General features: G+C 68.3%; 27 protein-coding genes. 18 read left to right on the plus strand and 9 right to left on the minus strand.

The features are described from left to right. Positions 1-3: 3 nt before the first annotated feature. Positions 4-696, minus strand: coding sequence for a hypothetical protein (locus ACWDUD_RS07190; RefSeq protein WP_450108859.1), 693 nt, complete (start codon positions 694-696; stop codon positions 4-6). Positions 697-936: 240 nt separating this feature from the next. Between ACWDUD_RS07190 and ACWDUD_RS07195 the strand changes: the two genes are divergently transcribed. After that, a complete protein-coding gene (locus ACWDUD_RS07195; RefSeq protein ID WP_450108860.1) occupies positions 937-1,161 on the plus strand; it encodes a CsbD family protein in 225 nt (74 codons plus the stop codon). Positions 1,162-1,186: 25 nt separating this feature from the next. On the opposite strand, the gene ACWDUD_RS07200 is transcribed toward ACWDUD_RS07195, so the two are convergent. Further along, a complete protein-coding gene (locus ACWDUD_RS07200; RefSeq protein WP_450108861.1) occupies positions 1,187-1,702 on the minus strand; it encodes a TIGR04338 family metallohydrolase in 516 nt (171 codons plus the stop codon). Next, complete coding sequence (locus tag ACWDUD_RS07205; RefSeq protein WP_450108862.1) at positions 1,699-2,508, minus strand: DUF2786 domain-containing protein; 810 nt, start codon at positions 2,506-2,508, stop codon at positions 1,699-1,701. The genes ACWDUD_RS07200 and ACWDUD_RS07205 overlap by 4 nt, the downstream gene beginning before the upstream one ends. A 47-nt stretch (positions 2,509-2,555) precedes the next feature. On the opposite strand from ACWDUD_RS07205, the gene ACWDUD_RS07210 reads away from it, so the two are divergent. The 12 genes from ACWDUD_RS07210 to pcaDC all read left to right on the plus strand — a co-directional run bounded on the left by ACWDUD_RS07210 (position 2,556) and on the right by pcaDC (position 15,438). After that, positions 2,556-3,629, plus strand: a complete 1,074-nt coding sequence (locus ACWDUD_RS07210) for an ABC transporter ATP-binding protein (protein ID WP_197250170.1) — start codon at positions 2,556-2,558, stop codon at positions 3,627-3,629. Between the two features lie 155 nt (positions 3,630-3,784). Continuing rightward, positions 3,785-5,062, plus strand: coding sequence for an ABC transporter substrate-binding protein (locus tag ACWDUD_RS07215; RefSeq protein WP_450108863.1), 1,278 nt, complete (start codon positions 3,785-3,787; stop codon positions 5,060-5,062). A 19-nt stretch (positions 5,063-5,081) separates the two neighbouring features. Beyond that, a complete protein-coding gene (locus tag ACWDUD_RS07220) occupies positions 5,082-6,191 on the plus strand; it encodes a carbohydrate ABC transporter permease (RefSeq protein WP_450108864.1) in 1,110 nt (369 codons plus the stop codon). Then, the gene (locus ACWDUD_RS07225) at positions 6,188-7,039 is read left to right on the plus strand and encodes a carbohydrate ABC transporter permease (protein ID WP_450108865.1); all 852 of its coding nucleotides are present in this window, start codon (positions 6,188-6,190) and stop codon (positions 7,037-7,039) included. Before ACWDUD_RS07220 ends, ACWDUD_RS07225 begins: the two co-directional genes overlap by 4 nt. Continuing rightward, entirely contained in the window at positions 7,036-7,227 is a 192-nt protein-coding gene (locus tag ACWDUD_RS07230) for a hypothetical protein (protein ID WP_248675664.1), read from the plus strand. The genes ACWDUD_RS07225 and ACWDUD_RS07230 overlap by 4 nt, the downstream gene beginning before the upstream one ends. A gap of 232 nt (positions 7,228-7,459) precedes the next feature. After that, positions 7,460-9,511: a transglycosylase domain-containing protein gene (locus ACWDUD_RS07235; RefSeq protein WP_450108866.1), complete on the plus strand. Its 2,052-nt coding sequence runs from the start codon at positions 7,460-7,462 to the stop codon at positions 9,509-9,511. A 36-nt stretch (positions 9,512-9,547) separates the two neighbouring features. Next, entirely contained in the window at positions 9,548-10,327 is a 780-nt protein-coding gene (locus ACWDUD_RS07240; RefSeq protein ID WP_450108867.1) for an IclR family transcriptional regulator, read from the plus strand. A 70-nt stretch (positions 10,328-10,397) separates the two neighbouring features. Further along, entirely contained in the window at positions 10,398-11,594 is a 1,197-nt protein-coding gene (locus ACWDUD_RS07245; protein ID WP_450108868.1) for a 4-hydroxybenzoate 3-monooxygenase, read from the plus strand. A gap of 45 nt (positions 11,595-11,639) precedes the next feature. Next, positions 11,640-12,359: a protocatechuate 3,4-dioxygenase subunit beta gene (gene pcaH / locus ACWDUD_RS07250; RefSeq protein ID WP_450108869.1), complete on the plus strand. Its 720-nt coding sequence runs from the start codon at positions 11,640-11,642 to the stop codon at positions 12,357-12,359. After that, a complete protein-coding gene (gene pcaG, locus ACWDUD_RS07255) occupies positions 12,352-12,933 on the plus strand; it encodes a protocatechuate 3,4-dioxygenase subunit alpha (RefSeq protein WP_450108870.1) in 582 nt (193 codons plus the stop codon). The genes pcaH and pcaG overlap by 8 nt, the downstream gene beginning before the upstream one ends. 13 nt (positions 12,934-12,946) lie before the next feature. Further along, positions 12,947-14,284 (plus strand): lyase family protein, encoded by a 1,338-nt coding sequence (locus ACWDUD_RS07260; protein ID WP_450108871.1) that lies wholly within the window; start codon positions 12,947-12,949, stop codon positions 14,282-14,284. Continuing rightward, positions 14,281-15,438 carry a bifunctional 3-oxoadipate enol-lactonase/4-carboxymuconolactone decarboxylase PcaDC gene (gene pcaDC / locus ACWDUD_RS07265; RefSeq protein WP_450108872.1) on the plus strand — a complete coding sequence of 386 codons (1,158 nt, stop codon included), beginning with the start codon at positions 14,281-14,283 and terminating at the stop codon, positions 15,436-15,438. Before ACWDUD_RS07260 ends, pcaDC begins: the two co-directional genes overlap by 4 nt. Before the next feature lie 7 nt (positions 15,439-15,445). Here pcaDC and ACWDUD_RS07270 read toward each other — a convergent pair whose 3' ends face one another. Then, a complete protein-coding gene (locus ACWDUD_RS07270) occupies positions 15,446-16,036 on the minus strand; it encodes a TetR/AcrR family transcriptional regulator (protein WP_450108873.1) in 591 nt (196 codons plus the stop codon). 50 nt (positions 16,037-16,086) lie between these two features. On the opposite strand from ACWDUD_RS07270, the gene ACWDUD_RS07275 reads away from it, so the two are divergent. From ACWDUD_RS07275 to ACWDUD_RS07285, 3 genes are read left to right on the plus strand one after another with little or no spacing between them, the layout of a single operon-like run. Next, positions 16,087-17,319 (plus strand): acyl-CoA dehydrogenase family protein, encoded by a 1,233-nt coding sequence (locus ACWDUD_RS07275; protein WP_450108874.1) that lies wholly within the window; start codon positions 16,087-16,089, stop codon positions 17,317-17,319. Between the two features lie 9 nt (positions 17,320-17,328). Next, the gene (locus ACWDUD_RS07280; protein ID WP_450108875.1) at positions 17,329-18,393 is read left to right on the plus strand and encodes a phosphotransferase family protein; all 1,065 of its coding nucleotides are present in this window, start codon (positions 17,329-17,331) and stop codon (positions 18,391-18,393) included. After that, complete coding sequence (locus ACWDUD_RS07285; RefSeq protein ID WP_450108876.1) at positions 18,394-19,155, plus strand: SDR family oxidoreductase; 762 nt, start codon at positions 18,394-18,396, stop codon at positions 19,153-19,155. It begins immediately after the preceding gene. Between the two features lie 67 nt (positions 19,156-19,222). Here ACWDUD_RS07285 and ACWDUD_RS07290 read toward each other — a convergent pair whose 3' ends face one another. Further along, positions 19,223-19,750, minus strand: coding sequence for an Lrp/AsnC family transcriptional regulator (locus ACWDUD_RS07290; protein WP_450108877.1), 528 nt, complete (start codon positions 19,748-19,750; stop codon positions 19,223-19,225). Positions 19,751-19,914: 164 nt separating this feature from the next. Here ACWDUD_RS07290 and ald point away from each other — a divergent pair, with 164 nt between their 5' ends. Then, complete coding sequence (gene ald / locus ACWDUD_RS07295; protein WP_450108878.1) at positions 19,915-21,015, plus strand: alanine dehydrogenase; 1,101 nt, start codon at positions 19,915-19,917, stop codon at positions 21,013-21,015. 26 nt (positions 21,016-21,041) lie between these two features. On the opposite strand, the gene ACWDUD_RS07300 is transcribed toward ald, so the two are convergent. The 4 genes from ACWDUD_RS07300 to ACWDUD_RS07315 all read right to left on the minus strand — a co-directional run bounded on the left by ACWDUD_RS07300 (position 21,042) and on the right by ACWDUD_RS07315 (position 24,359). Further along, positions 21,042-21,485 carry a hypothetical protein gene (locus ACWDUD_RS07300; RefSeq protein ID WP_450108879.1) on the minus strand — a complete coding sequence of 148 codons (444 nt, stop codon included), beginning with the start codon at positions 21,483-21,485 and terminating at the stop codon, positions 21,042-21,044. A gap of 192 nt (positions 21,486-21,677) precedes the next feature. Continuing rightward, a complete protein-coding gene (locus tag ACWDUD_RS07305) occupies positions 21,678-22,772 on the minus strand; it encodes an inositol-3-phosphate synthase (RefSeq protein ID WP_197250679.1) in 1,095 nt (364 codons plus the stop codon). Further along, positions 22,765-23,319, minus strand: coding sequence for a PadR family transcriptional regulator (locus ACWDUD_RS07310; protein WP_197250680.1), 555 nt, complete (start codon positions 23,317-23,319; stop codon positions 22,765-22,767). Before ACWDUD_RS07310 ends, ACWDUD_RS07305 begins: the two co-directional genes overlap by 8 nt. Positions 23,320-23,519: 200 nt before the next feature. Further along, positions 23,520-24,359, minus strand: a complete 840-nt coding sequence (locus ACWDUD_RS07315) for a DUF1707 SHOCT-like domain-containing protein (RefSeq protein WP_450108880.1) — start codon at positions 24,357-24,359, stop codon at positions 23,520-23,522. Positions 24,360-24,455: 96 nt separating this feature from the next. Between ACWDUD_RS07315 and ACWDUD_RS07320 the strand changes: the two genes are divergently transcribed. Beyond that, complete coding sequence (locus tag ACWDUD_RS07320; RefSeq protein ID WP_197250682.1) at positions 24,456-24,878, plus strand: DUF5318 family protein; 423 nt, start codon at positions 24,456-24,458, stop codon at positions 24,876-24,878. Positions 24,879-25,146 lie beyond the last annotated feature (268 nt).

Here is a 25,146-nt window from a genome sequence, read left to right on the forward strand (position 1 = left end):
GACTCAGCTCCTCGTACGTCGCACGGGGGCGCGCCCGGATGCCGAACTCTCGGTCCGGGAGCTTCGGCGGCGTGGCTTGGGTGCTTGTTCGTCGTCCTCATCGGACTTCTTCCGGCGGGGAGCGGATCGTGATCGTGTCGACGAGGCGCTCTCGGATGTCCGGCGCCGGGCCGGGGGCCGCTTCTTCGCGGGCTTCCGCTCCTCCTCGGCCTCGGCATCCTCCGTATCCTCTTCGCCGGAGGCCTCTTCGCCCGTGCCTTCGTCTCCGGTGTCCTCCTCCGAGGTTTCCTCCTCGTCGGTGGGCTCGTCCTCGTAGGCTCCCTGCTCGTCCTCGTCGTATTCGTCCTGGGGTTCCTCGTAGTCCTCGTCCTCCGACTTGGTACTCCTCTTGCTGCGTAGCAAACCCCCACCCTGCTGGAGTCGCTCGTTGAGCGAGTCGATCTGGTTGCTCGCTGCGGTCACGGCCGCGGCCCGCGCCGCGCCGAGCAGTTCGCCCCGAACGGATTCGGTGATCTTGCTCAGTTCAGGTGAGGACCCCAGCGCGGAGACACCGCGTTTCATCAATTCCTGAGGGGTACCGGGGAGGCGCCCGCTCAATCCCGCCCCCGCGAGCATCAGCGCGAGTCGCATCTTGTGGGTACGTCCGAGCATGTAGCCGATGCCGACCCCCGCGGCAATTCGTGCTCCACCCTTCATGGTCATCTCCTTCGGCTGCGACCCGTCCCGTGGGGAGAGTCGGCGATCGAAAACTCTGCGGGCGTCCGCCTGCACGTGGGACTGGAGTAACCTGCGTCACACTTCGTGAAACATCGATCCGGAGTTGATCTTCGGCTCTAGGATGCGGACCGGTCGGTATGTTCGTGTTCGGTTTCTCTGGATGTCGTGGGGGTATCCGGACGCGTCGAACGACCGCACGTGGCCGGACAGGAGCACACCATGGCCCACCTCACCGACAGGATCAAGCACAGCGCCGAGGCTGCCGCCGGAAAGGCGAAGCAGACGGTGGGACGGTGGACGGGAAACCGGCGCGTCGAGGACAAGGGCAGTCGGCGGCGCTTCGTCGCCGAGTCGAAGAAGCTGGGGGACAAGGTGATTCACGCGGCCGATCAGGGACGCTCGCGGATTCGCCGGTGGTCGCACCGTCGCCCCGACATGCCCTGACCGCGCCCGGAAAACTTCACCACCGTCATTCGCAGGCGGCGAATCCGCACGCGCGCAACGCGAACGCCGCCTCGGGTCCGATGATCTCGCCCGCCAGCGTCAGGAAGCGGTCGACGAACGCCGCTCCGTGTGCCGGTTCGGCCGGATCGTCCGGATCCGACGGATCCAGATGGTGCGCGAGTTCGTGGAGGACCACCAGTTCCCGGAACGCCCAGGCCGTGTTCGCCCGGTGCTCCGGCAGTGCGATGACCGCGGAATCACTTTCGTAGTGCGCTGCCGTGTTCCCGGCGCGCGCCCGCACCCGTACCCGCACGGCGGCGCGCGGCCAGCGCTCCCGCACCCAGTTCAGAGCCAGCACCGCATCCAGATACGCCTGCACCGACTCGATCGACGCGAACCGGCGCTCCACCGGGAGCGTCACACGAGACCCGGCGATCTCCACCTCCCGGATCCCCCGCTCGTCGGCGAGGTCGAACATGCGGCGCACCAGCGACTCCGCCTCGTACACCGCCGCCCGCTGCGTATCCCGGACGCGGGTCATCGGGTCAGCCTCCGGCCCCCGGACGGCAGCTCCGGCGCCGTCCCCAGCCGCGCCCGCCGCCCGGCCCGGTCCCCGGCCCGCTGCGCGTCCGACGAGTGCGCGGCCCTCGGACGGTTGCCGCGCCAGCTGCCCCGCGCCTGCGACGTGCTGGTGTAGAAATCGCGCAACTCGAGCTGCTTGTCGCGCAGCACCAATTCCGTGCCCGGCACCGCGACCTCCGCTTCCTGCTCGGTCTGCTGCTTCGCCTCGGCCAGCCGTGCCCCGATCCGCGCCGCGAACGCCGACTGGAAGTTCAGACGTGCGGTCACCCCGGCGACCGGCTTGCGCACCCGCGTGCGGACCCGCCGTCCCCCGCGCTGCTCGACGACCGTGCGCACCGTCGTCTCCTCCCGATAGCTGCCCGCGCGCAGGTACGCGTCCGACGCCCGCACCATCTGCACCAGCAGCGACGAGTACAACGCCTCGCACACGTCGATGTCGTCGGCGAACCCGTACGCATAGATGACGGTGGAGGTGGCGGTGATGTCGCACTGCACGTCGTTGGCGGCGGCGATCGCCAGGAACAACTGCGCGTACGTGCGCAGCCCCTTCTTCCCGCTCTCCCCGATCGTGATGAGCCGCTGCACCGGCGTGGCCCGGCGTTCCCGGGACGCGGTGTGGGCGCGCGCGACCGCGAGATCCACGGACGACGCGGTCGCTAGACGTTGCGCCGCCGCCAGGAACGCGTCGGCTTCGTGCTGGTTGTCGGTCGATTCCGCCTGGCGGAGCAGGCCGCCGATACGGGTCAGCATCCGGTCGGAACTCACCGACAGAGAATAGGCGCGTTCGGCTTTGTCGCCTATTCTCTCGTGCCATGGCCTCAGTGACCTTCGACAAGGCGACCTGCCTCTTCCCCGGCTCGACCACGCCGGCGGTCGACGCATTGGATCTGAAGATCGAGGACGGGGAGTTCCTCGTGCTGGTCGGTCCGTCGGGTTGCGGCAAGTCCACGTCGCTGCGCATGCTCGCCGGTCTCGAGCAGGTTCACAGCGGCCGCATCCTCATCGGCGACACCGACGTCACCGGCCAGGACCCGAAGCAGCGGGACATCGCGATGGTGTTCCAGAACTACGCCCTGTACCCGCACATGTCGGTCGCCGAGAACATGGGCTTCGCGCTCAAGCTCGCGAAGACCCCGAAGGCGGAGATCCGCGCGCGGGTCGAGGAGGTCGCGAAGATGCTCGACCTCGAGCAGTATCTCGACCGCAAGCCCAAGGCCCTGTCCGGTGGTCAGCGTCAGCGCGTCGCCATGGGCCGCGCCATCGTCCGGCAGCCGCAGGTGTTCCTCATGGACGAGCCGCTGTCGAACCTCGACGCGAAGCTGCGGGTGCAGACCCGCACGCAGATCGCGCAGTTGCAGCGCCGCCTCGGCACGACCACCGTGTACGTCACCCACGACCAGGTCGAGGCCATGACCATGGGTGACCGGGTCGCGGTTCTCGAGAAGGGCATCCTGCAGCAGTGCGCGTCGCCGCGGGTGCTCTACAACAGGCCCGCGAACGTGTTCGTCGCCGGATTCATGGGCTCACCTGCGATGAACCTGTTCACGCTGCCGGTGTTCGACCGCGGCGCGATCCTCGGCGAGACGTACGTGCCGATCCCGCGTGACGTCGTCGGTGAGGTCCACGAGACCGAGGTCGTCGTCGGTATCCGTCCCGAGCACATCCAGATCACCGAGTACGGTCTCGCGATGGACGTCGACGTCGTCGAGGAGCTCGGCTCCGACGCCTATGTGTACGGCCGCGCGTACATCGCGGGTCGCTCGCAGGAGATCGTGGCGCGCGGCGACTGGCGGAATCCGCCGCAGAAGGGCGAGCGCATCTACCTGAACTTCGATCCGGAGCAGGTGCATGTGTTCTCGACGAAGGACGGTCGCCGGCTCGGCTGAGCACGGCCGACGACGAGGCCTGCGGGAACGGACATGACCGATTCAGGTTGGGAGCAATATCCCCTTTTCCCGGTCTCGCATGCCAGAGTAGGTGCCGGTGTCGGTGGCCGCAGGCTGCCGACGAGGAGTTTTCCGAATCCGAACGGGAGTAATCCATGGTTCTGAACACGAAGGCGGTCCGCCGCGCAGCGATCGCTGCATCGGCGGCGTCGCTGCTGGTCCTGACGGCCTGCTCGTCCGACGACAGCTCGAGCAGCGACAGCAGCGGCTCGGCGTCCGCGGCAGGCGAAGGGCGCGGCCCGATCACCATCGTCGAGGGTCAGGACCCCCTGAACGCGGCGCTCGAGAACATCATCTCCGACTGGAATGCCGAGCATCCGGACGAGACGGTGACCTTCAAGCCGCTGGCGAAGGAAGCCGACGACCAGTACGCCGACATCGCCCAGCGCATGCAGGCGAAGAGCGACGAGTACGACCTCGTGGCCGTCGACGTCACCAACACCGCCGAGTTCGCCGCCAACGGCTGGCTGCTGCCGCTCGAGGGCGACTACGCGATCTCGACCGACGGCCTGCTGCCCGCGACCGTCGAGTCGGGCACCTACAACGGCACCCTGTTCGCGGCCCCGAAGAACACCAACGCCGCGTTCCTGTACTACCGCACCGACCTCGTCGACAAGGCCCCGGCCACGTGGGCGGAACTGCAGGCGGAGTGCCCGAAGGCCGTCGAGGCGGGCATCGACTGCTACCTCGGCCAGTTCAAGGACTACGAGGGCCTGACGGTCAACGTCACCGAGATCGCCAACGCCTTCGGCGGCAGCTTCGTCTCGGAGGACGGCCTCACCCCGTCGATCGACGACAAGACGAGCGAGGGTCTGCAGTTCATCGTCGACCGCTTCGCGGACGGCACGATCCCGGCGGCCGCGCAGACCTACACCGAAGGTGAGTCGCAGACCGCGTTCGGCGACGGCAAGGCCCTGTTCCTGCGCACGTGGCCGGGCTTCTACACCGACGGCGAGTCCTCCTCGATCGCCGGCAACTACGGCATCGCGGTGCTCCCCGGTGTGGACGGACCGGGCGTCTCCACCCTCGGTGGCTACAACGTCGGCATCAGCGCGTTCTCGGATGCGCCGGCGACCGCGCGTGACTTCCTCGAGTTCATGCAGACCCGCCAGTCGCAGACCTACTACGCCGAGGTCGGCGGCGCGCCGGTCCTCGCCGAGGTCTACGACGACCCGGCGATCCTCGAGCAGTACCCGTACTTCGCGACGCTGAAGCAGGCGCTCGAGAGCGCGAAGCCGCGTCCGTCCTCGCCGTACTACTCGAACGTGTCCAAGGCGATCGCCGACAACTCGTACGCGGCGATCCGGAACGAGAAGACGGTCGAGCAGGCGCTCGCCGACATCAAGGCCGGCATCGAAACCGCCGGCAACTGATCCACTAGGAGCAGTACCTATGGCAGAACCGCAGGTCCAAGCCGGTCACGAAGACCGCCGACCGGTTCCCGCGGATCCGCCACACGATTCCGCGGTCGGGACCGAGTACCTCGGTCCCGACCGCGACCGTGTGCACGGACGGCACCGGGTGACCGAACCTCCGGAGCCGAGCGCGCCCGCGATCAAGCAGCCCCGCCGGATCCCTCCGTGGATGTTCGTGGCGCCGTCCCTCGCCGTGCTCGCCGTCATCATCCTGTACCCGCTCGGGCGGGCCGTCTGGATGTCGCTGCACGGCGACGCGAAGAAACTCGATCCCGAAACCGGCCGGTTCGTCGAGGGCGGTTTCGTCGGTTTCGAGAACTACGTCCGGTGGATCACCCAGTCCTGCGGTACCGCCACCGGCAGCATTCCGTGCCCGCCGGGCACGCTGGGCTCCCAGTTCTGGGGCTCGATCTTCAACACGTTCTTCTTCACCGTCGTCACCGTCTCGCTCGAGACCGTCATCGGTTTCGCGATGGCGGTCGTGATGGCGAAATCGTTCCGCGGTCGCGGGTTGCTCCGCGCGTCGGTGCTGGTGCCGTGGGCGATCCCGACCGCGGTCACCGCGAAGTTGTGGTTCTTCATCTTCGCCAACGACGGCATCGCCAACAAGATGCTCGGCACGGACATCCTGTGGACGGCGGATCCGTGGCCGGCCCGGTTCGCGATCATCGTCGCGGACGTGTGGAAGACCGCGCCGTTCATGGCGCTGCTGATCCTCGCCGGCCTGCAGATGATCCCGGCGGAGGTGTACGAGGCCGCGAAGGTCGACGGCGCGAACGCGTGGCAGCGGTTCAAGATGATCACGTTGCCGCTGGTCAAGCCGGCGCTGATGGTCGCGATCCTGTTCCGCACGATGGACGCGCTGCGCATGTACGACCTGCCGGCCATCATGATGGGCTCGAACCCCGCGACCTCCACGATCTCGGTGCTGGTGGTCGAGCAGATGCGTCAGGGCGCGAACTCGGCGTCCGCGCTGTCGACGATCACGTTCCTCCTCATCTTCGCGGTCGCGTTCGTGCTGGTGCGGTTCCTCGGTGCCAACGCCGTGCAGACGCAGGAGGCGCAGCGGAAGGGAGACGTCGGATGAGCAGTCCCGGTACCGGAGGCACGAAGGTGCGCTCGGCCGGCACGTATGCCGGGGTGATCCTCATCGTCCTGTGGGGCCTGGCGCCCTGCTACTGGATGATCGTCACGGCGCTGCGCGAGCCGTCCGAGACGTTCAGCACGTCGCTGTGGCCCGCGAACCCGACGCTGCAGAACTTCGCCGACGCCCTCGATCCCGACGCGAAGGTGAACTTCTCCCGCGCGCTGGTCAACAGCGTCATCATCGCCGGTGCGACCACCGCGGTCGCGCTGCTGCTCGGTGTGTTCACCGCCTACGCGCTGGCCCGGTTCGATTTCCGGGGCAAGTACTTCGTCACCGGCATCATCCTGGGTGCGTCGATGTTCCCGGTGGTGGCGCTGGTGACGCCGCTGTTCCAGTTGTTCACCGACATCGGCTGGATCGGCAGCTACCAGGCGCTGATCATCCCGAACATCTCGTTCGTGCTGCCGCTGACGGTGTACACGTTGACCTCGTTCTTCTCGGAACTGCCGTGGGAACTCGAGGAGGCGGCCCGGATGGACGGTGCGACGCGCGGGCAGGCGTTCCGGTTGGTGATGCTGCCGCTCGCCGCGCCGGCGATGTTCACCACCGCGATCCTGGCGTTCATCGCGACCGTGAACGAGTACCTGCTGATGTCGCAGCTGTCGAGCGAGAAGACCGCGCCGGTGACGGTCGCGATGGCACGGTTCACCGGCACCGACCCGTACGTGACGCCGTACGCGTCGATCATGGCCGGCGGCACGCTGGTGATGGTGCCGCTGGTGATCATGGTGCTGATCTTCCAGCGCCGCATCATCGCGGGTCTGACCGCGGGCGGCGTGAAGTCGTGAGGCGGGTCCCCCGGCGGCAGCGGCTCGAGATGCTGCTGGGGTTCCTGACCGTGTTCACGGTCATGGCGCTGATCGCCGCGGTCGCCGAGTTGTGGTCCCCGGCGCCGGGCATCGTCCCGGGACTGGTGCTGCTCGGATTCGCGACCGCGTGGGGTTTCGCGTTCCGTGCCTGGCGGAGGGCGCCGTAGGCGCCGGTGTGCCTTTGTGGCGGTGGGAGGCGCCACATATAGACACGGGACACGGCCCGTGCGCCTTCGATCACAGTTGTCCCGGACTACGTACCATACGGATGACAGGGTGCGATGATCTGTCGAGCCCGGATTTCGCCAGAAAGTAGCCCGTGTGAGTTCTTCGTCGTCGTCGCCTTCCAGACCTGCCACCCCCGCCAAGTCACGGGGGTGGCGCCTTGTCCGTTACCTGGTGCTCGCCGTCGTGGCGCTCCTGGTGATCGTGCCCGGCATCGGTTTCGCGGTGGCATACATGTCGGTCGACGTACCGCGTCCGTCGGACATGAAGAACGATCAGGTGGCCACGATCTACGCGGCCGACGGCACCACGGTGCTCAGCACGGTCGTACCGCCCGAGGGCAATCGCACCGAGGTGGACATCGAGGAAGTGCCCGAGCACGTCCGCAACGCGGTGCTGTCCGCGGAGGACCGCAACTTCTACAGCAATCCCGGCTTCTCGATCTCCGGGTTCGTGCGCGCGGCGCGCGACAACGTGATGGGCAAGGAAACCGCCGGTGGTGGTTCGACGATCACCCAGCAGTACGTGAAGAACGTGCTGGTCGGCGCGGACCGGACGATCACCCGCAAGATGCGGGAGCTGGTCGTCTCCACCAAGATGGCCCGGCAGTCGTCGAAGGACGAGATCCTGCAGGCCTACCTGAACACCATCTATTTCGGTCGCGGTGCGTACGGCATCGCGGCGGCGTCGGAGGCGTACTTCGGCAAGCCCGTCGGCGAGCTGTCGGTGTCCGAGGGGGCGGTGCTCGCAGGGGTCATCCAGAGCCCGTCGTCGCTGGACCCGGAGTTCAACCGGCCGGCGATCGAGGCGCGCTGGACGTACGTGCTCGACGGCATGGTCGAGATGGGCGTGCTGGACGCTGGCGAACGTGACGGGCAGCAGTTCCCGCCGACGGTGCCGTCGAATCAGCTTGCGCAGCAGAATGATTCGACCGGACCGGAAGGTCACGTGAAGAACCAGGTGCTGCGTGAACTGTCCGCCGCGGGCATCAGCGAGCAGACGCTGAACACCGAGGGTCTGCGGATCACGACGACCATCGATCCGGTCGCGCAGCAGGCGGCGATCGACAGTGCTCGCAGCACTCTCGACGGTGAGGACGAGAGCCTGCGGACCGCGGTGGTGTCGATCGACCCGCGCACCGGTGCCGTGCGCGCCTACTACGGCGGCGAGGAGGGCGCAGGCTTCGACTTCGCGCAAGCGCCGCTGCAGACCGGTTCGTCGTTCAAGGTGTTCGGTCTGGTCGCGGCTCTGCGGCAGGGCATCGGCCTGAACGCCCGCTTCGACAGTTCGCCGCTCAAGGTCGGCAACATCGAGATCGGCAACGTCGAGGGCGCCTCGTGCGGCAAGTGCACGATCGCCGAGGCCCTCAAGCGGTCGCTGAACACGAGCTTCTACCGGTTGATGATGTCGATGGACGACGGCCCGCAGGCGATCGCCGACGCCGCGCACGACGCCGGCATCCCCATGACCATCCCGGGCGTGGAGGGGACCACGCTGAGTCACGAGGGCGGCCCGCCGGAGGGCGGAATCGTTCTGGGGCAGTACCAGTCCCGCGTCATCGACATGGCCTCGGCTTACGCGACGCTCGCCGCGTCCGGCACCTTCCACGAGCCGTTCTTCGTCCAGCGGGTCGAGACGGCCGACGGTGACGTGCTGCTGGACCGCCCCGCCTCCCCCGGCGAATTCCGGCTCGATCCGGCGGTCGCCGACAACGTCACGCAGGCCATGCTGCCGATCGCCGCGTACTCGCGCGGTCACGCGCTGGCCGGGGGTCGTCCGTCGGCGGCGAAGACCGGCACGACCCAGCTCGGGGACACCGGCCTGAACAAGGACGCCTGGATGGTGGGGTACACGCCGTCGCTGTCGACGGCGGTGTGGGTCGGTACCCCGGACGGCGAGGCGATCGTCAACAGCTGGGGCGGATCCATCTACGGTTCGGGCCTGCCGTCGGACATCTGGAAGGGCACGATGGACGGTGCGCTCGAGGGCACCGACTTCGAGAGTTTCCCGTGGCCGGACCCGATCGACGGTCAGGCCGGCGTGCCCGCCGACGCGGGGATCAGCGAAACGACGACGACGACCGCTCCCCCGCTGCCGCAGCTGACGTTGCCGGAACTGCCGCCGATCACCCTGGAAGCGCCGCCGGTGGACATCCCGGACGTACCGATCGACCTGCCGCCGCAGATCGAGGTGTTCCCCGGTATCACGATCAGGATCCCCGGCTGACGCGGGCGCAGGTGCCGCGGCGCCGATAATCGGGGCATGGCCAATTCGCCGTCCGGTGACTCGATTCTCGACCGCGTCGTGCGCATCCTCGAATCCTTCGACGACGCGCAACCGGCGTTGACCGTCAGCGCCCTGGCCCGCCGGTCCGGTATCCCGCAGGCGACGATGTACCGGCTCGTCGGCGAGATGGTGCACCACGGCATCCTCGCGCGGGAACCGGACGGCACGGTGCGTCTGGGCATGCGTCTGTGGGAACTCGTCGCGCGCAGTTCCCCGGCGAAGGACCTGCGGGAGGCGGCGCTGCCGTTCCTGCAGGATGTGCAGTCGGTCGTGCACCAGCACACGCAACTGTCGGTGCTGCGCGACGGTGAGGTTCTCGTGCTCGATCGGCTTTCATCGTCCGGGTCGGTGATCAACCAGGCTTCGGTGGCGGGCCGGATGTCGGCACACGACACGTCGATGGGCATGGTCATGCTCGCGTTCTCCCCCGCCGACGTGCAGGAGGAGTATCAACGACTCCACCCCGAGGTGAATCTCCGATCTCCCACCACCACAAGGGATTTCCGTCGCGATCTGGCGGAGATCCGGCGCCGCGGCTACGCGAGCTACGACGGGGTCCTCGACGTGGGCACCACGGGCATCTCGGTTCCGGTCGTCGGCCGGTCCGGGCACGCCCTCGCGGCGCTCGGCGTGGTGGTTCCCACCGGGATCGCGCAGAGGCAGGCGATCATCGCGGTGCTCATGGCCGCGGCGCGGGGCATCGCCCGCGCCGCCGGGGAACAGCCCCCGACCACCTCCGATTTTCTCGTTCAATGAGAAGAGTTGTTCGCTTCGGGTGAGGTGCGCACCACACTTGCGTTCATCCGAGCACCCCTGGAGGAATCCGATGACCGCACCCCGAACGACCGTCACCACGCAGGTCGGCATCGTCGGTGGCGGTCCGGCCGGGCTGATGCTCTCGCACCTGCTGGCGAAGGCCGGCATCGACAACATCGTCGTCGAGAAGCGCGACCGCGAGACCATCCGCACCACCCACCGCGCGGGCATTCTCGAGCACGGATCGGTGAAGCTGCTGACCGACAGCGGCGTCAACGGTCGCGTCCTGTCCGAAGGCCACCGGCACGACGGCATCGACCTGCGGTTCGACGGGCGCAGCCACCGCATCGACTTCCAGGACCTCGTCGGCGAGTCGGTGTGGCTGTACCCGCAGAACGAGGTCTTTGTGGACCTTGCCACGGCGCGCGAGCGTGACGGCGGCGACGTCCGCTACGGCGTCCGCGAGACCGAGGTTCTCGACGTCACCACCGACACGCCCAAGATCCGCGTCACCGAGGCCGACGGCACCGAGGTCGAGATCCACTGCCGCATCCTCGTGGGCGCGGACGGATCACAGAGCATCTGCCGCAAGGCGATTCCGGCTGACGTGCGCACCGACCACTTCATCGAGTATCCGTTCGCCTGGTTCGGCATCCTCACCGAAGCGCCGCCGAGCGCACCCGAATTGATCTATGCCCGTTCGGAATACGGCTTCGCGCTGATCAGTCAGCGCAGCGAGACGGTGCAGCGCATGTACTTCCAGTGCGACCCGGCCGAGGACGCCTCGAGCTGGAGCGAGGAACGCATCTGGGACGAACTGCAGCGGCGCGTCGACGGCCCCGACGGTCTCGAGTTGAAGCGCGGCCGCATCTTCGAGCAGATGGTGCTGCCGTTCCGGTCCTACGTGTGTGAACCGATGCGCCACGGCAACCTCTTCCTGGCCGGCGACGCCGGGCACACCGTCCCGCCCACCGGTGCGAAGGGCCTGAACCTCGCGCTGGCGGACGTACGCGTGCTGTTCCGTGCCCTCGACTCCTTCTTCTCGACCGGTTCGGGTGCGCTGCTCGACGCCTACAGCGACACCGCGCTGCAGCGGGTGTGGAAGGCGCAGAACTTCTCCTACCGGATGACCTCCATGCTCCATACCCGTTCCGATGCAACATCGTTCGAACGCCGTCGCGCCCTCGGCGAGCTCGCCGCCGTCACCGGTTCCCGGTACGGCCGGCAGTACCTCGCCGAGGCGTACACCGGCGGCCCCGACAACTGACACCACGTCGCCCCGTCCCTTCCCGATTCGACACGCGAGGTTCCCGTGCTTCATCTGCCACCACGATTCGTCCGCCCCGAGGGCGTGCACCCACCACTGGACTTCCCGGACTACCGGACCACCGCCCTGCGCCGCCCCGCCCAGCCCCTCACGCTGATCCCGCAGCGCCTCGGCGAGCTGACCGGCCCCGTCTTCGGTGAGGACCGGGTGCAGGACGGCGACGCCGACCTGACCCTCGCCAACGGCGGCGAAGCAGCCGGCCAGCGCATCATCGTCCACGGTCGCGTCCTAGACAGCGACGGCAAGCCCGTCCCGCACACCCTCGTCGAGGTGTGGCAGGCCAACGCCGCCGGCCGGTATCGCCACGTGAACGACAGCTGGCCCGCTCCCCTCGACCCGTACTTCAACGGAGTCGGCCGCTGCGTCACCGACGCGCAGGGCGAATACCGCTTCACCACCGTCAAACCCGGTGCCTACCCGTGGCGCAACCACCACAACGCGTGGCGGCCCGCGCACATCCACTTCTCCCTGTTCGGCACGGCGTTCACGCAGCGGCTCGTCACCCAGATGTACTTCCCGGACGACCCGCTGTTCTTCCAGGACCCGATCTACAACTCGGTGCCCGCCGAGGCGCGGCACCGCATGGTCAGCGTGTTCGACTACGACGCCACCGTCGACAACTGGGCCCTCGGGTTCCGCTTCGACATCGTGCTGCGCGGCCGCGAGGCCACCCCCTTCGAGAACGAGGAGGACGACGATGAGTGACTTCGCTCCCCGTTACCCCGTCACCCCCGGCGACCAGAGCACCGCCACCTTCGGCCCGACACCGTCGCAGACCGTCGGACCCTACTGGAAGATCGGTCTCGACTGGGGCACCGACGGCGAGAACGTCGTCCCCGCAGACACTCCCGGCCGCATCACGGTCCGCATCACGGTCCTCGACGGCCACCGCGAACCCGTGGCCGACGCGATGCTCGAGACGTGGCAGGCCGACACCGACGGCCGTTACGGCGCACCGGGATTCCGGGGCTTCGCCCGCAGCGCCGCCGACGAGACGGGAACGGCCGTCGTGCACACCGTCAAGCCGGGTTCCGGCGACGGCCAGGCGCCGCACCTGCTGGTCGGGATCTTCGCCCGCGGCACGCTGGACCGCCTGTACACGCGCATGTATTTCCCCGAGGACCTCGCGGAGCACGCGACCGATCCGGTACTGACGGCCCTACCCGAGTCGCAGCGCGCCAAGCTCGTCGCCGACAAGACCGGCGACGGCTACGAGTGGACGGTGTACGTTCAGGACCTCGATCCGAACGGTGTCGAGACACCGTTCTTCTCGATCTAGACGGGAGCCTGCGTTGTCCGAGCCGGCACGGTCCGACCACACCCGCGGGAGCCTGTTCGACCCGGTCTTCGGGGCCGGGGAGCTCGCGCCGATGCTGTCCGATCACGCATGGCTGACGGCCCTGCTCGACGTCGAGGTGGCGATCACCCGTGCCGCGGAACGTCACGGCCGCGCCACCGCCGCCGACGTCGCAGCGGTCGCCGCGGCGGCCGCGCGGATCGCCCGCGAACTGGACCCGGCCGAACTCGGCACGCTCTCCGCGGCCGGCGGCAATCCGGTGATCCCGCTGGTGAAGATCCTGCGGGAACGCGCCGATGCGCCGGCCGCCGCCGTGCACGTCGGCGCCACCAGCCAGGACGTGCTCGACACCGCGCTGATGTTGCTGGCCCGCAAGGCAGGTCGACGCGTCGTCGCCGACCTACGGGCCGCAGCGGATGCCGCCGCACGGCTCGCGTCCACGTATCGCGACACCCCGATGGTCGCCCGCACGCTCGGCCAGCAGGCGTTGCCCACGACCTTCGGGGCGCTCGCGGCGACCTGGCTCGTCGCGCTCGACGACGGTGTCGCCGCGATCGAGCGGGCGCTGGACATGCTTCCGGTCCAGTACGGCGGTGCGGCAGGAACTCTCGCCGCGGTGTATCCCGAGGGTCTCGCGTTCGCCGACACGCTCGCGGACCTGCTCGGCCTCGCCCGGCCGATCGTGCCGTGGCACACCGTGCGCACCCCGGTCACGACTCTCGCCTCCGCGCTCGGTGTCGCCACCGGATCGGTGTCGAAGGCCGCCACCGACGTCGTGCTCATGGCCGCAACCGAATTCGGCGAGGTCGGCGAGGACGCACCGGGCGGGTCCTCCGCCATGCCGCACAAACGCAATCCGGTCGCGTCGATCACCGCGCGGGCCGCCGCGCGACGGGTGCCGGGTCTGGTCGCCACGGTGCTCGCCGCGGCGGACCACGAGTTCGCCCGCGCAGCCGGTGCCTGGCATGCCGAGTGGGAGACACTCACCGACCTGATCCGGCTGTCCGGTGGTGCGGCACACCAGCTTTCGGTGAGCCTCGGCGGGTTGCACGTGCACCCGGACGCGCTGGCCCGCAACCTCGGGCTCACCGGCGGCGCGATCCTCGCGGAGAAGGTCACCGCGGCGCTGGCCGAGCACACCGACAACGCCCGCGACATCGTCACCGCCGCGGCCCTGGCCGGGACCCCACTCGACCGCGACCCGGCGATCACCGGACCTCTCGGCGCCGACCGCGTTCGCGAATTGCTCGACCCCACACACTATCTCGGTCACGCGGGCGATCTCGTCGACCGCGCGGTCGCCCGCCACCACACAACGGAAGGACCGGCATGACCGTCGCTCTCCACTACGAACAGCACGGCGACCCCACCGCCCCCGCGGTGCTGCTGCTCGGGTCGCTCGGCTCCGACCTGTCGATGTGGGAGCCGCAGATCGCCGCGCTGTCACCGCTCGCGCACGTCGTCGCGGTGGACCACCGAGGGCACGGCAAGTCACCGGTCGTCGACGGCCCGTACACGATGGACGACCTCGGCGGCGACGTCGTCGCGCTGCTCGACGCACTCGCTCTCGACACCGTCCACGTCGTGGGGTTGTCCCTCGGCGGGGCCGTCGGACAGTGGCTCGCCGCGCATCATCCGGCACGTGTTCGCACGCTCACGCTGCTCTGCACCTCGGCAGCCTTCCTCCCGGCCGAACCGTGGCGGGAACGGGCCGTGACCGTCCGCGCCGAGGGCGTGGCCTCGATCGCCGAGTCGATCGTCGGTCGCTGGTTCACCCCCGAGCTCGCCGCACGCGACCGCGACCTGATCGACCGCCACGTCGCGATGGTGTCCGCGACGAGCGACGAGGGCTACGCCGGGTGCTGCGAGGCCCTCGCGACGTGGGACGGCCGCGCCGACCTGGCCCGGATCGTCGCGCCCACCCTCGTGATCGCGGGCGCCCAGGACCCGGCGACCCCGCCGGACGTGATGCGCCGGCTCGCCGACGGCATCGCCGGTGCCGGCTTCCACGTCGTCGATCCCGCGGCGCACCTGGCGAGCGTCGAGCAGGCGGGCCGCGTCACAGCCCTTGTCCGCGAACACCTCACCCGCGCGACCCCCGCCGGTGCCCAGCGCACCGCCGCGTTCGAACTGGGCATGCGGGTGCGGCGCTCGGTGCTCGGCAACGCCCACGTCGACCGCGCGATGGCGGCGGCCACGGAGATCACCGCGCCGTTCCAGGATTTCATCACCCGCACCGCGTGGGGCGACATCTGGGCGCGGCCCGGTCTGGACCACCACACCCGTCGGCTGCTGACCCTCGCCATCCTCACCGCCGTCGGCAACGAGCACGAACTCGACATGCACATCCGGGCGGCGTTGCGCGCCGGTGTGGACCCCGACGAGCTCGTCGAGGTGTTCCTGCACACCGCCGTCTATGCGGGGGTACCCAACAGCAACCGGGCCTTCGCGCTCGCCAAGGCCGCGGTCGAGGACGCTCGGTCGTAGATGTCCTTCACGCCAGCACGGCCCGCAGGGTGCGGAGGGCGAAGTCGACGACGTCGTCGACCGTGACCGACGGCTCGGTGGTGCGGTCGATCGCGACCGATTCGACCATCGACCACCAGCCGCACACCTTCATGGTGGTGGCGGTGCTCGCCTGGGTGCCGGTGGCGTCGAGGATCCGCGCGGCCATGGTGGTCTTGACGTTCTCGTGGATCTCCCGGATCTGCGGGTCGTAACCGAATCCGGCTCCGTGGAACAGCATCTGGTAGTTCCGGCCGTGCCGGTCGATGAACGAGACGAACGCCCGCACGATGCCGCGCAGCGGGTCGTCGTCGCCGGGGTCGGGCACCGCGGCGCGGAGCAGGCGGCGGGCGGCCGCACCGACGACCGCGGCGTAGTAGTCCTGCTTGGTCGGGAAGTAGCGGAAGAGCAGGCCGCGGGAGATGCCGGCGATCTCGGCGACCCGGTCGACGGACAGCGCGTGGATGGGACGCGCGGCGAGTTCCTGCAGGCCGATGGCCACGAGTTGCCGCTTGCGTTCCTCCGGAGGCAGTCGCCGCCGGGGTGCGGGCTGCGGTGGTGCTTGTCGTGCTGGGGTCACCCCGATACTCTAACTGAGCATTGCTCATTTAGAGCTCGACGGAGGAACCCATGGATTTCGCACAGTCGGAACGTTCCCGCGACAACCTCGAACGTCTGCGAACCTTCATCGCCAGCGAGGTCGAACCGTTCGAACAGCGGATGCACGCGGCGCGCGTCGCACCGTTCGCGCAGCGCGGCGACAGCTCCGGGGCGGCCACCTGGTCGGTGCCGCCCGAATTCCGGGAGTTGCAGCGCAAGGCCAAGGAACAGGGGCTGTGGAATCTGTTCCTCCCGGACGCCGAGCTCGGTGCCGGTCTGTCGAACGTCGAATACGCACCGCTGGCCGAGGAGATGGGTCGCTCCCAGTTCGCGTCCGCGGTCTTCAACTGCTCCGCCCCCGACACCGGGAACATGGAGGTCCTCTACCACTACGGCAGCGCCGAGCAGAAGGACCGCTGGCTGCGTCCGCTGCTCGACGGCGAGATCCGCTCCGCGTTCTGCATGACCGAACCCGCCGTCGCCTCGTCGGACGCGACCAACATGGCCGCGACCGCGGTCGTCGAGGGTGACGAGGTCGTCCTCAACGGCCGCAAGTGGTGGAGCACCGGTGTCGGGCATCCGGACTGCAAGGTCCTGATCTTCATGGGCCTCACCGACCCGGAAGCCCACAAGTACCAACGCCATTCGATGGTGCTCGTGCCGATCGACACCCCCGGTGTGAAGGTCGAGCGGATGCTGTCCACGATGGGCTTCTACGACGAGCCGAGCGGCCACGGCGAGGTGTCGTTCACCGATGTGCGCCTGCCGCTGGACGCGATCATCGCCGGGCCCGGCCGCGGATTCGAGATCGCGCAGGGGCGCCTCGGACCCGGCCGCATCCACCACTGTATGCGCCTGATCGGTCTCGCCGAACGTACCCTCGAACTCGCCTGCCGCCGCGGCCTCGAGCGGGTCTCGTTCGGCAAGCCCCTGGTCAACCTCGGCGGCAACCGCGAACGCATCGCCGACGCCCGCATCGCCATCAACCAGCTGCGGCTGCTCGTCCTGCACACCGCCTGGCTGCTCGACACCCAGGGCCTGGCCGGGGCCCGGTCGGCGGTGTCCGAGATCAAGGTCGCCACCCCACGCGTCGTCCAGCAGATCGTCGACTTCGCCATCCAGATCCACGGTGGTGCAGGGCTTTCCGAGGACTTCCCGCTCGCAGGTGCCTGGACGGCCGCGCGGGCACTGCGGCTCGCGGACGGTCCGGACGAGGTGCACCAGGGTCTCGTGGCCCGATTCGAACTCGGCAAGTACAACTGAGGGGGACCCGTGAGCAGCCTTCCCGACAACGCCCGGCCCGTTCGCGACGAGGACAACTTCGACGTCGCCGCCGTCGCCGCGTGGCTCACCGAACGCGCCGGTATCACCGGGATTCCCGAGGTGCGTCAATTCGCCGGTGGTGCATCCAATCTCACCTACCTTCTGCGGTATCCAGATCGCGACCTGGTGCTGCGACGTCCTCCGGCCGGCACAAAGCCGAAGTCCGGGCACGACATGGTCCGGGAGTACCGGATCCAATCGTTGCTTGCCCCCGTATATCCGCACGTGCCGAAGATGATCGGGCTGTGCACCGACCCGTCGGTGCTCGGCAGCGACTTCTACGTCATGGAGAGGGTCGAGGGCACCATCGTGCGCCCGGGGTCGACGTCCGCGGATCTCGGGCTCACCCCGGAGAAGACGCGGGAGCTGTGCCTGCGCGTGATCGACCTGCTCATCGAGCTGCACGGCGTCGACACCGAAGCGTCCGGTCTCGTCGAACTGAGCCACGGTTCGGGCTATGTGGCGCGCCAGGTCGAGGGGTGGACCAAGCGGTTCGCTGCCGTCCGCACCGACAACGTCCCCGACTTCGCGCGCGTGACGAAATGGCTGGCGGACAACCAGCCTGCCGACGTCGCTTCCCGGGTGATCCACGGTGATTTCAAGCTCGACAACATCGTTCTCGGCGACGATCTGACGCCGCGCGCCGTGCTGGACTGGGAACTCGCCACGGTCGGCGATCCGCTGATGGATCTCGGGTCGACCCTCGCGTACTGGGTGCAGGCCGACGACGATCCGACGATGCTCGCCACCAAGCTGCAACCGACGGACCTGCCGGGCATGCTCACCCGTCGCGAGATCGTCGAATACTACGGGGAGCGAACCGGTCTGCCGATCGGCAACTGGAGCTTCTATGAAGTCTTCGGGGTCTTCCGGCTCGCGGTGATCGCCCAGCAGATCTACTACCGCTTCCACCACGGGCAGACGACCAACCCGATGTTCGAGAACTTCTGGATGATCGTGGGCTACCTGGACGCCCGCTGCAACGAACTGATCGACAAGGCGGAGGGGAAGTAAGTGGGCAGGGGCACGACACGCAAGAACATTCTCATCACGGGCGCCAGTTCAGGGCTCGGTCGCGGCATGGCACGTGAATTCGCCGCGCGCGGGCGCAATCTGGCGCTGGCTGCCCGCCGCACCGACAGGCTCGAGGAACTGCGCGACGAACTACTCGCCGCACACCCGCAGATCACCGTCGCGATCCGCACGCTCGACGTGGACGTGCACGACGACGTCTTCCGCGTCTTTCGGGAGTTCGACGACGAGCTCGGCGGTCTGGACCGGGTCGTCGTCAACGCCGGTCTCGGCAAGGGACAACCGTTGGGCACGGGCTACTTCCACGCGAACGTCGCGACCGCCCGCACGAACTTCCTGGGGGCGCTGGCCCAGAGCGAGGCGGCGCTCGAACTGTTCCGGCCGCGCAATGCCGGTCACCTGGTGCTCATCTCGTCGGTGAGTGCGGTGCGCGGCATGCCCCGCAACCTCACCACCTACGCGGCGTCGAAGGCGGCGGTGGCGTCGCTCGGCGAAGGCATGCGCGCGGACCTCGCGCAGACCGGTATCGACGTCAGCACGATCTTCCCCGGCTTCATCCGGTCGGAGATCAACGAGAAGGTGAAGAAGGTGCCGTTCATCGTCGACACCGAAACCGGTTGCCGGGCACTGGCTGCGGCTATCGAGAAGGAACCGGCCAACGCGTACGTCCCGGCGTGGCCGTGGACGCCGATCGCCTACGCGATGAAGATGCTGCCGATGGCGGTCGTGCGGCGCATGGCCTGACGAATCCGAGACCACCCGGGGCGGTGACGGGATCCGATCGATCCCGTCACCGCCCCGGTGCGTCGGGCTATGGGGAGTTCTCCGATCGCGGGCTCGGCCGTACGTGCTCGAAGATCAGGCTGGTCTCGGTGGAGGCGACGGCGGGGTTTGCGCTGAGGTGCTCGACGAAGCGCCTCAGCGCGTCCGTGTTCGAGGTCGCGACGTGGATGAGGTAGTCGTCGGCACCGGCGAGGAAGTAGACGTTGAGGACTTCGTCGAGATCGTTGAGCTGTTCGGCGAGTTGTCCGAGATGTCGGCGTGCGCCCGGCAGGACACGGACCGCGATCATCGCCTGAAGGTCCCGTCCCAGGGCCGCGGGATCGATCTCGGCGTGGAAACCGCGGATCACTCCCCGCTCGATGAGCGACCGCACACGGCCCAGGCAGGTCGACGGGGCGATACCGGCGGCAGCGGCCAGGGCGTTGTTGGGTATTCGCGCATTCCGTGAGAGCTCGTCGAGGATGATCCGGTCGACGGCGTCGATCGTGACGCCCGGCCGAACATCGTTCGATCGAGCGTCCCCGACGACCGGGTTCTTCGAATTGTCGCCAGGCATATCCCGATTCTAGAGAATTATGTTCGGATCTCTTGTGCTGATTGTGCAGTTTCTTCAACATTTTCGGTGAGCGATCACCTTCCCGACGCTCTCCCTCACACAGTCCGACAATCCCACGCAGTCCGGCAACGCCGCCGACGCGACCCCCATCATCGGAGCTTCACATGCGAGTAGGTATCCCCCGCGAGATCAAGAACCACGAGTACCGGGTGGCGATCACCCCCGCCGGCGTCCACGAACTGGTCGACCGCGGCCACGAGGTGCTCATCGAGACCGGCGCCGGTGTCGGCTCGTCGTTCGCCGACGCGGACTTCAAAGCCGCAGGCGCACAAATCCTTTCCGACGCCGACCAGGTCTGGGAGGGTGCCGATCTGCTGCTGAAGGTCAAGGAGCCCATCGCCGAGGAGTACTCGCGTCTGCGCCGGGACCAGGTGCTGTTCACCTATCTGCACCTCGCCGCCTCCAAGGAGTGCACCGACGCGCTCCTCGCCTCGGGAACCACCTCCATCGCCTACGAAACCGTCACGGCCGCGGACGGTTCGCTGCCGCTGCTCGCGCCGATGAGCGAGGTTGCGGGCCGCCTGGCCCCGCAGGCCGGTGCGTACCACCTCATGAGCCAGGGCGGTGGCCGCGGCGTCCTGATGGGTGGTGTTCCGGGTGTGCGTCCGGCCAAGGTCGTCGTCATCGGAGCCGGTGTCTCCGGCAAGAACGCCATCGCGATCGCACACGGAATGCGCGCCGACGTCACCGTCCTCGACCTGTCCGTCGCCCGCCTCCGTGAGATCGACGCCCTGTACGGCGGCCAGGTCAAGACCGTCGTCTCGAACACGCTGGAACTCGAGCAGGCGGTCCTCGATGCGGATCTGGTGATCGGCGCGGTCCTCGTGCCCGGTGCGAAGGCTCCGAAGCTGGTGTCCGATCACCTGGTGTCCCGGATGAAGCCGGGATCGGTGCTCGTCGACATCGCCATCGACCAGGGCGGTTGCTTCGAGGACTCGAAGCCCACGACGCATGCCGAGCCGACCTACCGGGTGCACGACTCGGTGTTCTACTGCGTCGCCAACATGCCGGGCGCGGTCCCCCGCACCTCCACCTTCGCGCTCACCAACGCGACGCTCCCCTATGTCGTAGCCCTCGCGGACAAGGGTTGGGAAGAAGCTGTAGCGGCGGATCCCGGCCTCGCGGAAGGTCTTTCGACGCACCGAGGGGAACTGCTGTCCGCCGAGGTCGCCGAGGCGCACGGATACGCTTCTGCCCGCCTCTGATCCGACGGTGCCGCTGCCCGGCGTCGTTACGACAGCAACGCGTCGGTGCTCACGGCGATCAACGCAACCAGTGCGAGCACCTTGACCACCTCGAGTGCGACGTACACGTAGTGGGCACGCGAGCGGGGCAGCTCGGCGCCGGCCAGCACCTGATCCGACCGTCTCGTCAGGGCCGGCCGCACCCCGAGCACCTGCACCGGCAACACCACCGTGACCGTGCCGAGCAGCCACCACATCGCCGTGGTCGGGGCCGCCGTGGCGGCGAGGATCGCGATCCACAGCACCACGAGGATCACCACTTCGGTGATGTTGAGGGCCCGGAACACCAGGCGCCCGATGCCCAGGCCGATCGGGATCGTGACGCCGGGCGCGCGGAACTTCAACGGCGCCTCGAGGAACGAGATCGCGAACACCGACCCGAGCCAGAACGCGGGTGCGAGCAGTTGCAGTGCCGTCCACCAGGTGTCCATGACCGCTCCTTCGGCGCATACCGGGTCCACCCACCGCCGCTGGCCCGAGCCTAGTCGAGTGTTCTACCGCGACTGGAGCTTTCGTGGAAGTGAGTGTTCGTCCCGTTCCGTCCCGGCCGGGAACACGCCGACGGCGGTGGGTCGCCCGGAGAAATCCGGACCGACCCACCGCCGTCGGGTGAGATTCGAGACTCAGGCCTCGATGATGAAGGCCTCGAGCTCGGCGCGAGCCTTGTCGTCGGCCATCTGGACCGGCGGGGACTTCATCAGGTACGCCGAGGCCGGGAGGATCGGGCCACCGAGGCCGCGGTCCTTGGCGATCTTCGCGGCGCGGATGGCGTCGATGATGATGCCGGCGGAGTTCGGCGAGTCCCAGACCTCGAGCTTGTACTCGAGGTTCAGCGGGGCGTCACCGAACGCGCGACCCTCGAGGCGGACGTATGCCCACTTGCGGTCGTCGAGCCACTCCACGTAGTCCGAGGGGCCGATGTGGACGTTGCGGTCGTGGACCTTGCCGGCCAGCGGGCCGTTGAGGTTCGAGGTCACGGCCTGGGTCTTGGAAACCTTCTTCGACTCCAGACGCTCACGCTCGAGCATGTTCTTGAAGTCCATGTTGCCGCCGACGTTCAGCTGGTAGGTGCGATCCAGCACGACACCGCGGTCCTCGAACAGCTTGGCCATCACGCGGTGGGTGATGGTCGCGCCGACCTGGCTCTTGATGTCGTCGCCGACGATCGGAACACCGGCCGCCTTGAACTTCTCGGCCCACTCCGGGTCGGAAGCGATGAACACGGGCAGCGCGTTGACGAACGCGACCCCGGCGTCGATGGCGCACTGGGCGTAGAACTTGTCGGCTTCCTCGGAGCCCACCGGCAGGTAGGAGACGAGAACATCCACCTGCGCGTCCTTGAGAGCCTGGACGACGTCGACGGGCTCGGCGTCGGACAGCTCGATGGTCTGCGCGTAGTACTTGCCGATGCCGTCGAGGGTCGGGCCGCGCTGGACGGGGACGTCGAGCGGCGGGACGTCGGCGATCTTGATGGTGTTGTTCTCCGAGGCCAGGATCGCCTCGGACAGGTCGAAGCCGACCTTCTTGGCATCCACGTCGAACGCGGCGACGAACTTGACGTCGCGCACGTGGTAGGAACCGAACTTCACATGCATCAGGCCGGGAACGGTCGAGGTCTCGTCCGCGTCCTTGTAGTACTGCACGCCCTGGACCAGGGACGAGGCACAGTTCCCCACGCCCACAATGGCCACGCGCACCGAGGTGTTGTTCTCACCCATGGTCGGGTTCTCCTTCTTTCTTGCTGGGTGCTGTCGACTGCTCGGCGGCGATCAGTTCGTTGAGCCAGCGGACTTCGCGTTCGCTGGATTCGAGACCGAGCTGGTGGAGCTGACGGGTGTAGCGGTCGAGAGTGCCGCTTGCCCGTCCGATTGCGTCGCGGAGCCCTTCTCTGCGCTCCTCGACTTGGCGGCGTCTGCCCTCGAGAATCCGCATCCGCGCTTCGGCGGGAGTGCGGCTGAAGAAGGCGAGGTGCACGCCGAATCCGTCGTCGGTGTAGTTCTGCGGTCCCGTGTCGGCGACCAGTTCGGAAAAACGTTCCCGACCGGCGTCCGTCAATTGGTACACGCGACGGGCCCGCCTGACGGTGCCGGGAACTCCGGAGTCCTCCTCGATGAGGCCGTCCGCCTGCATGCGGCGCAGCGTCGGATAGAGGGAACCGTAGGAGAAGGCGCGGAAGGCGCCCAGTAGTCCGGTCAGACGTTTGCGTAGCTCGTAACCGTGCATCGGGGACTCGAGAAGCAGCCCGAGGATTGCCAGTTCGAGCACAGGGGTTACCTCCTCGACTCTCCCGATCCGACAAAACCGACTTGATACGACGCGGAACTATATCGCACCGATATATACGACGATACTCCGCGCTGATAGGTTTGCCACATGTGTCGGGGGGACCGGCCTGTTCGAGGCGTGCGGGAACCCGACCGGCGCCGCGGTCGCCGCGCGGATCGAGCGGTCGCGCCGACGCGGAGTCAGCGGTATTCGCGCAGGACGGATCCGTCGAAACCGGCCTTCAGATACCCGTTTCCCAGGTCGTTGCGGTAGTCGACGTAGATGTTGGTCGTGGGCGTGCCGTCGTCCCGGACGATGACGTGGGTCACCACGCCCTCCGGCGCGCCCAGCAATCCCGGGGCCCGGGCGATCAGGTCGTCCAGGGCCGCAGCATCGACCAGGGCGGCATCGAAATCGCGAAAGCCGGGGAAACGCGACGACGCCGGCACGTTCGTCCGCTCCCAGCCACCCTTGAACGTGTAGGGCACGATGCGGTCGGGAGCCTCGGGCAGCGCACGACCCGCCGCCGCCCGTTCGGGATACAGGATGACCTCGTACGCGATGGTGTCGCCGAATTCCGCGCGGTAGCTGTCGACGACGCGCTGGAAGCCGCCGGGCCGGAGCGGGCGCACCGGTTCGACGGCCGCAACCGCGCTCGATTCGGCCGGACCTGGGGGATCGGCCGGCGCGGCCTCGCCCGCAAGCGCCGGCGATCCGGATTCGGGGGAATCGCTCCCGTTCGCCACCACGACGGCGACCGCGATCGCGACGGCTGCGGCCGCGACGACCCAGGCCGATTTCCGGCCACGCCCCGAGCGGGCCGCAGGAGAGGTGACCTCGACGGATTCCACCGGTGGTTGCAGGTCGCGGACCAGGTCGGCGAGTTCACGCAGTGTCTTCGCGGACTGTGCCCGGGCCACGAACTCGCGGTGCTCGGATGCGTCGAGCTGGCCGTCGGCGTAGGCCTGGTCCAGCCGGGCGCACGTGTTCACGCGATCGATGTCGCGGGCCCGGGTCTGCGGCGTCTGTCGGGTGGACACCGGTGCAGAGTAATTCGTCCCGAACGATCGCGGGGAAACCGTCACGCAGCACACACCCCGACCACTTCGACAGCACCCGCACGTACTCTGGAACGCGTGCGAACACAGCGGCAGGTGGTGGACTACGCGTTGCAGCGACGGTCGCTGCTCGCCGAGGTCTACTCGGGACGACGGGGTGTCGCGGAGGTCTGCGACGCCAGTCCCTATCTGCTGCGTGCCGCGAAGTTCCACGGGAAGGGCAGCGAAGTCGTCTGCCCGATCTGCAGGAAAGAGCAGCTCACACTCGTTTCGTGGGTGTTCGGCGAGAAACTGGGCCAGGTGTCCGGTTCCGCCCGCACCGCCGAGGAACTCGACCGCCTGGCAGCCAGCCAGGAGGCGTTCTCGGTCCACGTGGTCGAGGTGTGCCGCACCTGCAGTTGGAACCATTTGGTCCAGTCCTATGTCGTCGGCGCCGAGCCTGCGCCGCCGCGGCCGCGACGCCGGTCGACGGGGCAGAGCCGTCGCACCGCGAGCGAGTGAACGAGGACGCCCGGTCCCGTGATCGAACGCTGCCTGAACGTAACGCTGTCCGTTGAGGCCCGACGATGTTGTCGGGTGCCCACCGGCGTGAAACGAGGACGTGTCGTACCGCGTCCGCGCAACCAGTTGGAGATGAGTACGTGAATTCCCCTGACAACGATCCACAGGTCGATCGGTCCACCCCGCCGCGCCGGACCGGCCCTGCCGATCCGCGCCAGCAGCGGGTCCCGGGACCGGGACCGGTCGGGGGATCCGCCCAGGACCGGCC

The sequence above is a fragment of the Rhodococcus sp. NPDC003382 genome (genome assembly GCF_053589135.1).

Bases quoted from the DNA above. Each gene is read 5' to 3' on its own strand.
- ACWDUD_RS07190 (WP_450108859.1), bottom strand. From the start codon at position 696: ATGAAGGGTGGAGCACGAATTGCCGCGGGGGTCGGCATCGGCTACATG.
- ACWDUD_RS07195 (WP_450108860.1), top strand. From the start codon at position 937: ATGGCCCACCTCACCGACAGGATCAAGCACAGCGCCGAGGCTGCCGCC.
- ACWDUD_RS07200 (WP_450108861.1), bottom strand. From the start codon at position 1,702: ATGACCCGCGTCCGGGATACGCAGCGGGCGGCGGTGTACGAGGCGGAG.
- ACWDUD_RS07210 (WP_197250170.1), top strand. From the start codon at position 2,556: ATGGCCTCAGTGACCTTCGACAAGGCGACCTGCCTCTTCCCCGGCTCG.
- ACWDUD_RS07215 (WP_450108863.1), top strand. From the start codon at position 3,785: ATGGTTCTGAACACGAAGGCGGTCCGCCGCGCAGCGATCGCTGCATCG.
- ACWDUD_RS07220 (WP_450108864.1), top strand. From the start codon at position 5,082: ATGGCAGAACCGCAGGTCCAAGCCGGTCACGAAGACCGCCGACCGGTT.
- ACWDUD_RS07225 (WP_450108865.1), top strand. From the start codon at position 6,188: ATGAGCAGTCCCGGTACCGGAGGCACGAAGGTGCGCTCGGCCGGCACG.
- ACWDUD_RS07240 (WP_450108867.1), top strand. From the start codon at position 9,548: ATGGCCAATTCGCCGTCCGGTGACTCGATTCTCGACCGCGTCGTGCGC.
- ACWDUD_RS07245 (WP_450108868.1), top strand. From the start codon at position 10,398: ATGACCGCACCCCGAACGACCGTCACCACGCAGGTCGGCATCGTCGGT.
- pcaG (WP_450108870.1), top strand. From the start codon at position 12,352: ATGAGTGACTTCGCTCCCCGTTACCCCGTCACCCCCGGCGACCAGAGC.
- pcaDC (WP_450108872.1), top strand. From the start codon at position 14,281: ATGACCGTCGCTCTCCACTACGAACAGCACGGCGACCCCACCGCCCCC.
- ACWDUD_RS07275 (WP_450108874.1), top strand. From the start codon at position 16,087: ATGGATTTCGCACAGTCGGAACGTTCCCGCGACAACCTCGAACGTCTG.
- ACWDUD_RS07290 (WP_450108877.1), bottom strand. From the start codon at position 19,750: ATGCCTGGCGACAATTCGAAGAACCCGGTCGTCGGGGACGCTCGATCG.
- ald (WP_450108878.1), top strand. From the start codon at position 19,915: ATGCGAGTAGGTATCCCCCGCGAGATCAAGAACCACGAGTACCGGGTG.
- ACWDUD_RS07300 (WP_450108879.1), bottom strand. From the start codon at position 21,485: ATGGACACCTGGTGGACGGCACTGCAACTGCTCGCACCCGCGTTCTGG.
- ACWDUD_RS07305 (WP_197250679.1), bottom strand. From the start codon at position 22,772: ATGGGTGAGAACAACACCTCGGTGCGCGTGGCCATTGTGGGCGTGGGG.